The following is a 14,234-nucleotide window of genomic DNA, read 5'->3' on the forward strand; positions in this document are numbered from 1 at the left end:
TAGAGGAATTTGAAAATGCGATGAAAGATGTATATACAACGTCAGTTTGTCAATCAACTATTGATGAAAGCCCAATGGCATACAAAAATATTAATGATATAATTGATAATATTCAAGATACAGTTGACATACTTGAAATCATTAAACCAATTTATAACTTTAAAGCACATTAATTAGCTAAATATAGGAGGGGTACCATGTATAATCATCAATTAGATACTTTTATTGCTGTAGCGGATGCTGGAAGTTTTAATAAAGCTTCTGATTCGTTATTTATTTCTCCTAATGCTATTATGAAACAGATTAATTTATTAGAAGCAAATTTAGGCTTCCCTTTGTTTAAACGTACGCATCGGGGTTTAGAATTAACCAAGTCAGGAGAATCTTTATATCATGATGCAAAATATATTATTCAATATTCAAAAGAGGCGATTATAAGAGCAGAGAATCAATCGGATAATCAACATATTTTAAGGATAGGGGTATCTTTTACAACACCTGTTGAATTCCTTGTTTCATTATGGTTAAAAATACAGATGCTTGAACCAAAATTAAAGTTTGAACTGATATCATTTGAAAACACACCAGAAAATGCTCGGGAAATAATGAGAAATTTTGGTCAAAATATTGATATGGTTGCTGGGATATATAATGATAATTTATTAAAAGAAAGAAAGTGTACTGCTTTTTTCTTATATAAAACTAAGATCTGTTGTGCTGTGCCGCTTAATCATCCGTTAGCCAAAAAAGACAAGTTAGAAATAGAGGATTTATTTAATCAAGATGTTATGATATTAAGAAAATTTTATTTAGATAGTTTTGATAAAATTAGAAACGATTTGACAATGAACTATCCACAAATTCAACTAAATGATATTCCTTTTTTCAATGTCCATGCATTTAATCAATGTGTTAATGAAAATAAAATAATTTTAGTAGTTAATGAATGGAAAAATATTCATCCAATGTTGAAAATAATTCCGATGGAATGGGATTATAGTATACCGTTTGGAATAATGCATTCTTTTAATCCTTCAAAAGATATGCAGTTATTTTTAACAGCACTTAAACAATTATATAAATAAGTATTAACTTTTAGGTTAATACTTATTAACTAAAAGAGAATTCTCATGATTCTCTTTTTTTTATATACTAAAGCCAAGAAAAAAAGGAGGAAATATCAATGAAAAAAAGTATTTTAAAAATATCACTATTATCAGTTTCAATGTTAGTAACGACAGCACCGGCAATCAATGCTAACATTCCTAGTATGGCTAAAGCTTTTAGTGAAATTCCATTATCAATGGTAGAGATGATTTCAACTATTCCATCATTATTTTTGATGATTTCAGTATTAACTAGTAGTTTTATAGCAAAGAAGATTGGCTATAAACAGACAATATTATTAGGATTAGTAATTACTGCTTGTTCTGGAATCATACCGGTATTTATTAATAATTTTTACATTGTTTTAATTTCAAGAGCGTTATTAGGATTTGGAATCGGTTTGTTTAATTCTTTATTAATAGGATTAATCAATTATTTCTTTGATGGAGATGAAAAGACATCACTTATCGGCTATCATGAGGCATTAGGTGGCTTTGGTGGTATAATCATCACTTATGTTGCCGGACAGTTATTAAATATAAATTGGCAGGCATCTTTTTTATCGTATGCTATTGCTTTTCCTGTGATTTTCCTATTTTGGAAGTTTGTACCAAAAGTAGAAACTGTAGATATATTGAGTAAAACATCAAAAAAAGAAGAAAAAGCTGATAATTTTCAAAACGGATCATTCATTATTGCGTTTATGGTTTTGATTTTTATTGGTGCAGTATTTAATATGACAATGGGGATTAAAATTTCAGCTTTGATTGAAGAAATAGGTTATGGAACAGCAAGTGACGGCAGTTTGGTACTTATGTTGCTTAGTTTTGGTTCTATGTTATCTGGATTTTTGTTTGGAAAAATGTTCAAAATGCTTAAAGATTATATTTTATCTTTAGGATTTATTGTCGTTGCGATTGCAATGTTGATTATTGGGATTTCCAACAATATGATTTTAACAGTTATTGGTGGATTTTTAATTGGTTTTGGATTTAGAGTTATGATGCCTTATCTAACAAATATTGTTAATAATTCTCATCTTAAAAATCCTGCATTAGGAACGTCATTACTTATTGTTGCATATAATCTGGGTAGTGCGTTAGCACCATACGGTAGTTTATTGATTCAACAATTATCTTGGACAGATAATTTAAGAGGAGTTTTTTATCTTGATTGTTTAGGTTTTGTTATTTTAGCTATAATCACAGCTGGTATTATTACAATTAAAAATTTAAATTTAAAGAGGAATAAGTCAGTAAAGAAAATTGGAGAAAAAGATTTTATTTATTAAAATGAGAGAAAGAAAAATTATTAATGAATAAAATACATATTTATTGTGATGAAGAACATAGAGAGTAAATTATTTAAATTCTAAAAGTTAATCAATAATAGATTCTTTAGTATCCAAGTGAAGGATACTAAAGAACTCATTGGGCATTTCCCTGCAGCTTGCAGCGTAATGTCGAACGAAGTATGATATGATAAATTGTGTAAAACAATTTATTATCGAAATCACAGAAAATATAACTGCAAGGCAAATATTTGCTGAATGTCTACAAGTCAAAAAACAACTGCATTATAGTAATGTAGTTTAATTCTGGTTTTACGAGGATGTTTTTAAACAGCAAAATAAATAGAAGTTATTGTTATCTTTAAATTGAAATCGTTATTTCTATATAATTTTATGTAACATCTTTTATGGTTGGCTATTTTTGCAGCAAATGATTTGCTGGTTAATACAATCATAGATAATATAAACTCGTTTCTTAAAATAAGAGCTGGGAGATATTATCTATATTAACCCGATTAAAATTTGATAGATAAGATGATATTTATTTTGATATTATAATTAGGGTTGAAAGTATATTCTAAAGATAAAAAACTATAAAATATCTATTACAATTTATATTGCATGTAAAGATGTTTTATTAAATTGAAGTATAGCTTTGAAGTCTAATCCAAAGGATTATTTTAGAAGTAAAATAGACATTTAACTAAACTAATTTTAAAAAAACTAAAAAAAGTTTAGTTATCAACCCATTTGTGGTATACACCATATTGGTGATTACATGAAACAAATATATTTTAGAGGGTGATTTCCCGTTAACGTTAAAATATAATTCTTTAGAAGATAAAAGATTATATGTGAATAGTATTATAGATGAGATATATGATAAAGATATTAAGAAAAATAACAAAATTAGAAAAAGAAATATTTTTGAAAAAATTCAAACATACATTATTAATAATTTTGGGGCGACAACTTCAGTAAATGCATTATGCAGCTATCTTAAAAAAAATGGTGATAATGTATCTAAAATTACCGTCTATAATTATTTGAAAATACTTGAAAATGCGAAAATAATATCTAAATGTAAAAGATTTGATATGAAAAGTAAAAGATCATTAAATGGGGAAGAAAAATATTATTTGACAGATCTAAGTTTTTATTTTGCTAAGAATACAGATAATAGGATCAACTATGGTCCAGTTCTAGAAAATATTGTTTATAATTATTTAAAATCATTAGGATACAATATAAGTATTGGAAAGATTGGTGGATTAGAGGTTGATTTTATAATTAGAAATTTAGTTAATGATTATGCTTATATTCAGGTTGCTCGTACTATTGACAATGATAATTATGATGAAAATGGAAAAAATAGAACAGAGGAAAGAGAATATCGTCCTTTAGAGAATATTTCCGATGGTTATAGTAAATATCTGTTTACAATGGATAGATTTCTTCAAAAACGAAAAAGCATATTATTTTAATTTTACTACATATAATAAATTTGGTATAATTAGATAGGATTATTTACAGTCCAGTCGAAAGATATGAATATATCTGGGGCGAATCCATATTTCAGAAAGCATAGATGCGACTATGGTATGGCTATAAAGAAATAACTTTGAGTTATATAAGTTTATTTCTTTATGGGTGTAAAAGTAGGAGGAAATATAAATGGCATAAAATACTATGAAGTTTGATGTTAACAATTAGTTTTAGGTATTTTTAGAACATGCTTTAACAATAAAACTTTGTAGATAAGGAGTGGGTAATTTTACGCACTCTTTTTATTCTATAGAATTATTTATAAGTTTTACTTATGATAAAGATAAGAAATTGAAATTGATTGAAAGTAGGTAAAAGGATAAAATAAGTATCAGAAAGGGGCGATATTATGGAATATGTAAATTTAGGTAATACGGGATTAAAAGTATCTAAGTTATGTCTTGGATGTATGGGATATGGTCAAAATGAAAAAGGTGGTATTCAAGGAAAAACGAGTGAAAAAGAGGCTAAAGAAATAATCAAACATGCTTATAAACAAGGAATTAACTTTTTTGATACCGCTAATTATTATGCTTTAGGTGAAAGTGAAAGAATTTTAGGAGAAGCAATTGAAGAACTTGGAGTTCGTGATGAAGTTGTCATTGCAACTAAGCTATATTATCCAATGTATGATGGTGCTAATGCTAAAGGGTTAAATCGTAAGGCAATTTTTAGAGAAGTAGAAAATTCTTTAAAACGCTTAAAAACTGATTATATTGATTTATATATCATTCATCGTTGGGATTATACTACCCCAATAGAAGAAGTAATGTGTGCTTTAAATGATCTTGTTCGAATGGGTAAAGTACGTTATATTGGAGCTTCAGCAATGTTTGCCTGGCAATTTATGGAAGCTAATGCTGTTGCTAAAGAACATGGCTGGACCCAGTTTATTTCAATGCAAGATACATTAAATTTATTAAATCGTGAAGATGAAAGAGAAATGGTTAAAATGTGTCAGTATAAAAATATCGCGATCACACCATTTTCACCAATTGCTCACGGTGCTTTAGTTAAACCGTATGATGCACCGAGAGTGGATAGCCTAGGAAAATTACAAAATGAATATGTATTAAAACACGATCAAGAAATTGTTAAAAGAGTATGGGAAGTTGCCGCAAATAAAGAAGCTACGCCAACTCAAATTGCGATTGCCTGGCTACTTTCAAAACCATATATTACAGCACCAATTGTTGGTGGCGGCAAACAAAAATATGTTGATGAAGCAATTAAAGCAATGGATATCAAGCTAACTGATAAAGAAATTAAATATTTAGAAGAACCGTATGTTCCCCATACAATATATGGATTTAGATAAGATGAGGTTACCAATAACCTCATCTTATAATTTGAGGAGGGTATAGATGGAAAATATAATGGGTACAGAAAAAATAAGTAAACTAGTATTAAAAACGGGATTACCGCTAATGTTTTCTTTATTGATAAGTTCAATGTATAATTTTGTTGATAGTATTTTCGTTTCCCATGTAAGTGAAAATGCATTAACGGCAGTATCTCTATCATCACCAGTACAAGTATTAGTATCAGCATTTGGCTGTGGGATTGCGGTTGGTTTAAATGCAGTTGTTTCTAAAGCCCTTGGCCAAAAGAATCAAACGAAAGTAAAAAATGCTACATCAGCATCATTTTGTTTAGGAATTTTAGCATGGATCATTATTGCCGTTCTAGCAATTTTATTTATCAAACCATATTTCATTTGGCAATCTGGCGGAAATCAAGAAATAGCTGAATACGGAATTGCTTATTTAAGTGTTTGTATGCTGTTTAGTTTCGGTCAAATGGGACAATGGATATTTGATCGTCTAGTTATTGCAAGCGGGAAATCTAATTTATTTATCTTTACTCTTTCAGCCGCTTCTTTAACTAATTTAATTTTAGACCCAATCTTTATTTTTGGTTATTTTGGACTGCCGGCAATGGGTACTTTAGGAGCAGCAATTGCAACGGTTATTGGTCAATGTGTAGGCTGTATAGCAGGGTATATCATTAATAAAAAGTACAACAAAGAAATACCAATTGAATTTACATTACATCCTAATTTAAAAAGTATGATACAAATTTTAAAAGTTGGGATTCCTACTGCGATCGTTCAAAGTATTTCTTCTTTTGTAGGAATATTTATGAATTCAATCTTAATAAGTTTTTCAACTACTGCAATAGCTATTTATGGTATTTGTACTAAGATCCAAAATTTAGTTTTAGTAGGAGTTCATGGAATTGATAATGGTGTAATACCAATTGTAGCATATAATTATGGAGCTAATAAACCAGCAAGAATTAAAGAAACTAGAAAGTGGGCAACTATATTTTCATTAGCTATTTATGGTATCTTTTTTATTGTTTTAGAAATATTCACTAAAAACATTCTAGTAATTTTTGATGCATCACAAGATATGATGAATATGGGAGTAGGGGCTCTTAGAATAATGTCAATCAGTTTTTATTTATCACATATATGTTTAGTTATAGCTGCTATGTTACAAGGATTAAGTCTTGGTACAAAAAGTATGTATTTAACCATGATGCGACAAGTTATTTTTCCTTTTGGATTAGTTTTTATTTTTCAATTTTTTCAAAATATTAATTTAATCTGGCTGGCTTTCATTCTAGCTGAATTATTTACCATTCCTATTGGAATTTATATGTATAATAGTACGATGAAAAAGATGTTTTAAAAAATACTTTTTTTACTTATAAATAGAAAGTATTAGTTGATAAAATAAGGTGAAGGAATTGAAATTGAATTCAAGTCTTAGATGAATACATTAAAGTTTAAGAATTTGATTAAATTATGTGTAAAGGAAATTGTTGCTTTAGCAAATATTAAAGGAGATTATCTAGAAACTCATGACAGTATAAATAATGAAATTATTAGAGAACTTTGTAGATGTACTAAAAAACAAGCGACAATGTACACTACTAAAATGAGAAAAGAAAATATAATTGAAATGATTGGAGTATCTACCGCAACTAGGTATATAAAGAAATAGGTACGCAAAGTATTAAAAAGTATGAAAAGGAAGATGATGAAGCAGTGTTATTAAGTTAAGTCATTGATGACATTATGTATATCTCCCATTTTTCATGTTACAATTATATATTATTATCTTAATGTAATAATTTTCAACAATACAAAAGAAATCAAATTATTATTTATTTTATAAAGAAAATTCCATAAACAACAATAAAAGCAAAGAAAATAAGAACTGCGCCTCCAATTGCAAGACATTCTTTGATAATTTTTTTGCTACCATTTATGTCATTGTATATTGAAGATATTTTTTCACTATTTATATTTTTTTCTCTTACTTCTTGCACATCAATATCCTTTACCAATTCATCTAATGATACTCCAAAATAATCACTCAATAATACCAAACGTTGAAAATCAGGATAAGATTGACAAGATTCCCATTTTGAAATGGTTTGTCTAGAAATTTTTAGTTCATTACCTAATTCTTCTTGTGAAAGTCCTTTGGATTTTCTTAGATTGATTAGCTTTTCGTTAAAATTCATTTTAATACCTCCTAAAGTTGTTTTAATTTGCGATCGCAAGAAGACTATTGCATATACAAACAATTTTTTCAACCAATCTTTGTTGGAAATTTGTCAACCAATCATAACAAAGACATCATTTTACGTTTTGAAAGTAATTTTTGTATTTTCATTTAAGCATTTATTAAAAACGTCAAAGTAGAATTGAGCATGATTTTAGCCATTTGTAATAAAAAGACTGTAAAAAACAGTCTTTTTACAACCAGTAATTTCGCCAGAAAACTTCACTTAATTCTCTAAGTAAAATCATTAAGCCTGTTCGATCGTCAACATTATAACCATTAACTTTTCTTGGTTCACCATAAAAATATAATGGAATATCAACAATTTGGCTTAATGGATTTTTATTAAAGTGAGTCACACTTATAGTTGTTACTTCTCGCAATTTTGCATCTTTAGCAAGCTCAATAAGTCGTTTATTTTCACCACTAGCACTAATAATAAAAATCAAATCATTTTTATCACAGTGTTTTACCTCAAAATCAATATCATGATAATTTTGATAACATTCAGCTCTTTTTTCAATACAGCGCATATTTCTAACCATCATTTCACAAAAGGAAAGAGAATCACCAACTCCAATGAAATGAATCTTTTTGGCAACAATTAACTTTTTAGTAACATCGTATAATATATCATAATTGATCAGTTCCATAGTTTTAATGACATTATTAGGAATTTTTAATTGGTGTAGCTGATCTTGGTGTTGATACTCTTCCTGAATCAGTATTTTTAGCTGTGAAAAACCACTATAACCGAGTTTTTTAGCTAAACGCATAATTGAATTGGGAACAGTATATAAATCATTAGCAATTTTTTGAATCGAGATATTTTGGATATTATTGCGATGACGACGAATATAATCAATAATTTCATCATCGGTATCATTTAATTGAAACTCATATTTTAAAACACGATCTTCAAAATTCATATACACACCTACCCTTGTTGATTATATTATTCTATCATAAAAAATGTTTTATTTGTATTCATGTAGAGTGTTTTGTGTATTTATACACAAAACAAAATATAAACAGACAAATATTGTGCAAAAATGAGGAATAAACGGTGTATAAATAATCTTGTGCTAAAATTCTGGTTGTAAAGATAAATAATAAATATTACGGGAGGAACAAGATGGAATTATCAAGATTGACAAATGAAAGATTGATTACTTTAAATAGTGATTATTCGAGTAAAGAAGAATTAATTAAGTATTTAATTTCAAAATTGTATCAAGAAGGTAAGATTACTGATGAACAAGAATTTTTCAAAGCGGTAATGGCAAGAGAAAAATTAACACCAACGGGAATTGATGCGGGACTAGCAATTCCACATGGTAAATCTGAAGTTGTAAATGAGGCATCATTTGCAGTAATGACTTTAAATAAACCAATTAAAGATTGGGAAAGTGTTGTTGAAACAAATCAAGTGCAATATGTTTTCTTGTTAGCTATACCACAAACTGATCAAGAAAATAAACAAATGCAATTACTAGCAGAAATGATGACAAAAATGTCAAATCAAGAATATACTAAAAAATTATATTCTTCAAAAACAGTAAGTGAATTTTATCAAAATTTAGATGCTGATATCAGTGAAGAAAAGATCAAAGTATTTGATAAGACGATTGTAGCAGTAACTGCATGCGCAGCCGGAATTGCTCATACTTATATGGCAGCTGAAGCTTTGCAAAAAGCGGGACAAGAATTAGGCGTAAATGTGTATGTAGAAAAACAAGGTGCTAATGGGATAGAAGATCGTCATACTAATGAAATGTTAAAAGAAGCTACTGCTGCTATTTTTGCCGTAGATGTTGCTGTAAAAGAAGAAACTAGATTTTCACATTTACCAATTGTAAAAACTAAAGTATCAACGCCATTAAAATCGGCTAAAGAACTTATTTTAGAAGCATTGGATAAAGGAGAAAAAACAACTCGTGGTGAATTTGTAGAACAAGTTAGACAAGATGATACTGGTTTTATTGCGACTGTAAAAGAAGCGGTATTAACTGGGATTAGTCATGTTATTCCATTGATTGTTGCAGGTGGGATGATTTCTGCAATTTGTGTAATTGGAGCACGTTTATTTGGTTTTACAGATTTATTGAATACAGAAGGAAGCTGGCTATTTTTAATTAAAGGAATGGGAAGCAATTTACTAGGTACATTGATGGTTCCGGTATTAGCTGCTTATATGGCATATAGTATTGGTGATAAACCAGCTTTAGCAGCTGGATTTGCTTCAGGATTATGTGCTAACACTGTTGGTGGTGGTTTCTTAGTAGGAATGTTAGGTGGTATTTTAGCAGGATATTCAATTAGATATCTAAAAAAATGGATACCAGCCAAAGGAACATTTGCAGGATTTATTAGTTTTGTAGTTTATCCAGTATTATCATGTTTAAGTGTTGGAATTATTTTACTTTTAATTTTAGGTAAACCGGTAGCGTTTATTAATCAAACATTAGTTGACTTTTTAGGAAGTTTAGCTGGTTCTAATGCGGCTATTTTAGGAGCAGTAATTGGAATTATGGTTTCTTTTGATTTAGGTGGACCAGTAAATAAAGCAGCTTATGCTTTCTGTGTTGCTGCTATGGCTGAAGGGGTATTAATGCCATATTGTGCTTTTGCATCAGTTAAGATGGTTTCTGCTTTTGCAGTTACTTTTGCAACAAAATTCAAAAAAGATTTATTTACGCCTGAAGAAAGAGAAGTAGGAAATTCAACTTGGTTACTTGGGTTAGCTGGAATTACCGAAGGAGCAATACCGTTTATGATGGCAGATCCAATTAGAGTAATTCTTTCATTATGTACTGGTTCTGCAATTTGTGGTGCTATTGTTGCTTTATTTAATATCGGGTTAGATGTTCCTGGTGCAGGAATATTCTCTATCTTTGTTTTAACTGCTGATAATGTTCCAGTAGCTATGTTTGTTTGGTTCTTTGCTGCTGTATTAGGAGCTGTTATTTCGGCTGCTTTATTAATTATTACTAGAAAGAATAAACTAAAAAAAGCTGACTAGGAGATATAAAATGGCAAAATACGTACATATTGTTCCACATGTGCATTGGGACCGTGAATGGTATTTTTCAGCAGAAGAATCAAAACTTTTATTAATTAATAATATGGAAGAAATTATGGATCGTCTAGAAAACGATCCTGATTATCCAACTTATACTTTAGATGGTCAAACCGCAATCTTGGAAGACTATTTAACATTAATGCCACAAAATAAAGAGCGTTTAACAAAATTAATTCAAGCAAATCGATTGATCATTGGACCGTGGTATAGTCAAAGTGATGAAATGGTTGTTGGCGGTGAATCAATTGTTCGTAATTTGTTATATGGGCATTTAGATTGCAAACAGTTTGGTCCAGTGATGAAAATCGGATATTTACCAGATTCATTTGGACAATCAGGACAATTGCCGATGATTTTAAATGGATTTAATATTTATCGCAGTATCTTTTGGCGAGGTACAAGCGAAAGAATGGGAACTGATAAGACAGAATTTTATTGGCAAAGTGATGATGGCAGTAAAGTATTAACACAACTATTACCTCTGGGATATGCGATCGGTAAATATCTTCCAACTGGTTATGAAGAATTAAAAAAACGTTGTGATAAATATATGCCAGTATTGGATAAGGGAGCAACATCTAATCATATTTTACTTCCTAATGGTCATGATCAAATGCCGTTACAAAAGAATATTAATGATGTCATGAATCAATTGCATCATATTTATCCAGAAAAAAAATTCTTTTTAAGCAATTATGAACAACTATTTCAAGAATTAGAAAAAACAACTAATTATGATACTATTCATGGTGAATGTTTAGATGGAAAATATATGCGGGTTCATCGTTCAATTTATTCATCACGCAGTGATATCAAATCATTAAATACACTGTTAGAAAATAAATTAACTAATCTTTTAGAACCGCTAGCTAGTATAGCCCATTCTTTAGGTTTTGAATATTTTCATGGAGCAATTGAATCTATTTGGAAAGACATGCTTAAAAATCATGCTCATGATTCAATTGGCTGCTGTTGTAGTGATAAAGTACATGATGAAATTAAAAATCGCTTTGTTCTTGCAAATGAAAAAATTGATCGATTAATTGATTTTTATCAACGCAAAATTACGGATGCGATTGATTACAACATTTCATTAGATAAATTAACAGTATTTAATTTACTACCATATTCACGCAAAAAAGTTATTGAAGCTAATATAGTAACGAGAATGAAATCATTTGAGCTTGTTGATGCCAATAAGCAATCAATTCCGTTTAAAATTATCAAACAGGAAATAGTTGATCCCGGTTTAATTGATCGTCAAATTGTTCATTATGGTAACTATGATCCATTTGTTCGTTACACGATCCAGTTTATTGACGAAGTTGTAGCAATGGGATATCAAACATATTTTATCTTAGAATCAAAAACAATGCCAAAGCTACAAAATCAAATAGTTGATAAATTAGAAAATAAATATTATCAGATTCATATTCAAAAAAATGGGACATTATCAATATATGATAAAATTAATAAAACTAAATATGATCAAGTATTACTATTAGAAGATAGTGGTGATGATGGAGATGGCTATGATTATTCAATGCCTATAAAAGATATGGTCATTACATCAAACGATGTTATCGCTAAATCTCAAATAGAAAAGCAAGGATTGAAAACAGTTGCTATAATCGATTATGATCTAGCGTTACCTAAAGATATCAACTCACGTAATCAAAAATTAAAAGATGGCAAGATTCATGTTGAATTTAAAGTAGAGTTATTTGATGATAGTAAATATATCAATATTCAAGCTAATATCGATAATCAAGTAAAAGATCACCGTTTAAGAGTATTAATACCTACTCTAGTTAACGGTAAGGAAAGTTTAAGTGATAATCAGTTTGGAATGATTCATCGACCAGTTTATGACCAGGCTATGGATATTTGGGAAAAAGAAAAATGGGTGGAACGGCCTGATTCTATTTATCCGATGTTATCTTATGTGACAATCAAAGATAGTCAAATTGCTCTTATCACTAACTCAATTAGAGAGTATGAAATTATTGGTGATAATTATGATACGATGGCGATAACTTTATATCGAAGTGTTGGGTATTTAGGTAAAGAAAATCTTGTTAGAAGACCAGGAAGACCTTCAGGAATAAAAATGGAAACGCCAGATTCTCAGTTGCTTGGAACAATGAAATATGATTTTTGTTTAACTACTTATGATGAAGCTAGTGCTTTATCGATGATTGCAAAAGAATGTTTAACACCATTAGTGACTTATAATAAAATGCCATATAATGCCATGAAGTTAAATGATGTTGATTTTAATACACCATATATTTATTCCTTTTTTAAACAAAATCATAAGAATTTAACTTTAAGTACCCTAAAAAAAGCTGAAAATGATGATAGTTATATTATCCGTGTTTTTAATACTAACACTAAACCACAAAAATTAGAATTAAATATACCAATCAGCCAATCAGTAAATTTAAATGAAGAACAAATAGATTTCCAAAAAGAAGTTAAATATAATCAAGTACAATCATATATAATAAAAAATGACTAAAATAGTTATTGCTTGTGATTCATTTAAAGAAAGTATGAGTGCTAAGGACGCATGTAAAGCCATTGAAAAAGGAATTAAGGCAGTTGACCGCACAATTGACTGCCTTTCAATTCCCATGGCTGATGGTGGTGAAGGAACAACTGAAATATTAATGGAAGCAGCTAATTGTCTACCAGTTTTTCTAACTGTCCATGATCCCTTTCATCACTTAATAGATATTAGTTATGGAATGAATCAAGATGGACTAGCAATTATGGATGTTGCTTTAGCTTGTGGGCTAAATTTAATTCCCAAAGATAAACGAGATCCTACTAAAGCATTAAGCACTGGTGTTGGTGAAATGATTAAAGATGCTATTATTAATGGAGCTAAAGAAATTATTATTGGTTTAGGTGGTAGTGGTACAAATGATGGCGGATTTGGATTACTTTATGCTATAGGTGCAGTTTTTTATGATAGTAATGATAAAAAATTACCATTATCTTATCAATCAATTATTAAGATTAATCGAATTGATTTAAGCAAAGTAAATGAATTATTGAAAAATTGTCAAATATTTGTAGCAAGTGATGTCGAAAATGTTTTTACGGGTTTACATGGAGCAACATATACTTTTGGTAAGCAAAAAGGTGCTTCTTTAAAACAGTTAGATATATTAGAAAAGTCATTATTACATTTTCAAGATATTGTTGAAAAACAATATCACATTGATTTAAGTAAAATAGCTAAAACTGGTGGAGCTGGTGGTATTGGCGGTGCTTTATATCTAATCAAAGCTCTGCTGGTTAGTGGAATTGATCTTGTTTTAGATAAAGTTGAGTTTGAAAAACAAATCAAAGATGCTAACTATATATTTACTGGTGAAGGCAGTATTGATGGTCAGACTATTAATGGAAAAACAATCTCCGGAATTATTAAGATAGCTAAAAAATATCATGTTCCTGTAATTGCTTTAGCTGGTCGGATAAATCAGGATGCTACTAATTTATATGATCTTGGTTTAACAGCAATGTTTTCGATTACTAATGAAGCTAAACCACTAAAAGAAGCATTAAAGGATGGTAAGTCATCTTTAATGTTAACTACACAAAATATTATTAGATTATTAAA

11 protein-coding genes are annotated in these 14,234 nt (G+C 29.2%); 9 read left to right on the forward strand and 2 right to left on the reverse strand.

The features are described 5' to 3' along the window. Positions 1-197 precede the first annotated feature (197 nt). The 6 genes from J7M77_RS09170 (at position 198) to J7M77_RS09195 (ending at position 6,954) form a co-directional block, all read left to right on the forward strand. On the forward strand, positions 198-1,085 hold the full coding sequence (locus tag J7M77_RS09170; RefSeq protein WP_296877735.1) for a LysR family transcriptional regulator: 888 nt from the start codon (positions 198-200) through the stop codon (positions 1,083-1,085). A 98-nt stretch (positions 1,086-1,183) separates the two neighbouring features. Beyond that, positions 1,184-2,398: an MFS transporter gene (locus J7M77_RS09175; RefSeq protein WP_296877737.1), complete on the forward strand. Its 1,215-nt coding sequence runs from the start codon at positions 1,184-1,186 to the stop codon at positions 2,396-2,398. Between the two features lie 854 nt (positions 2,399-3,252). After that, positions 3,253-3,882 carry a DUF4143 domain-containing protein gene (locus J7M77_RS09180; protein ID WP_296877738.1) on the forward strand — a complete coding sequence of 210 codons (630 nt, stop codon included), beginning with the start codon at positions 3,253-3,255 and terminating at the stop codon, positions 3,880-3,882. A 410-nt stretch (positions 3,883-4,292) separates the two neighbouring features. After that, complete coding sequence (locus tag J7M77_RS09185) at positions 4,293-5,261, forward strand: aldo/keto reductase (RefSeq protein ID WP_296877740.1); 969 nt, start codon at positions 4,293-4,295, stop codon at positions 5,259-5,261. Positions 5,262-5,307: 46 nt separating this feature from the next. Further along, positions 5,308-6,639 (forward strand): MATE family efflux transporter, encoded by a 1,332-nt coding sequence (locus J7M77_RS09190; protein WP_296877742.1) that lies wholly within the window; start codon positions 5,308-5,310, stop codon positions 6,637-6,639. A gap of 81 nt (positions 6,640-6,720) precedes the next feature. Then, complete coding sequence (locus tag J7M77_RS09195) at positions 6,721-6,954, forward strand: hypothetical protein (RefSeq protein WP_296877744.1); 234 nt, start codon at positions 6,721-6,723, stop codon at positions 6,952-6,954. A 163-nt stretch (positions 6,955-7,117) separates the two neighbouring features. On the opposite strand, the gene J7M77_RS09200 is transcribed toward J7M77_RS09195, so the two are convergent. Together J7M77_RS09200 and J7M77_RS09205 are read right to left on the reverse strand one after the other, a co-directional pair. Next, positions 7,118-7,480 (reverse strand): helix-turn-helix transcriptional regulator, encoded by a 363-nt coding sequence (locus J7M77_RS09200; protein WP_296877746.1) that lies wholly within the window; start codon positions 7,478-7,480, stop codon positions 7,118-7,120. Positions 7,481-7,715: 235 nt separating this feature from the next. Next, positions 7,716-8,450, reverse strand: coding sequence for a MurR/RpiR family transcriptional regulator (locus tag J7M77_RS09205; protein ID WP_296877748.1), 735 nt, complete (start codon positions 8,448-8,450; stop codon positions 7,716-7,718). Positions 8,451-8,656: 206 nt separating this feature from the next. Between J7M77_RS09205 and mngA the strand changes: the two genes are divergently transcribed. The 3 genes from mngA to J7M77_RS09220 form a co-directional block, all read left to right on the forward strand. After that, positions 8,657-10,543 (forward strand): PTS 2-O-a-mannosyl-D-glycerate transporter subunit IIABC, encoded by a 1,887-nt coding sequence (gene mngA / locus J7M77_RS09210; protein WP_296877750.1) that lies wholly within the window; start codon positions 8,657-8,659, stop codon positions 10,541-10,543. 10 nt (positions 10,544-10,553) lie between these two features. Beyond that, complete coding sequence (gene mngB, locus J7M77_RS09215; RefSeq protein ID WP_296877752.1) at positions 10,554-13,124, forward strand: mannosylglycerate hydrolase; 2,571 nt, start codon at positions 10,554-10,556, stop codon at positions 13,122-13,124. Continuing rightward, positions 13,117-14,234 (forward strand): glycerate kinase (locus J7M77_RS09220; protein WP_296877754.1); only part of this gene is annotated, 1,118 nt, incomplete at its 3' end. The genes mngB and J7M77_RS09220, both read left to right, overlap by 8 nt.

This window comes from Thomasclavelia sp., from assembly GCF_017889095.1.
In the GTDB taxonomy this organism is placed as follows: domain Bacteria; phylum Bacillota_I; class Bacilli_A; order Erysipelotrichales; family Coprobacillaceae; genus Thomasclavelia.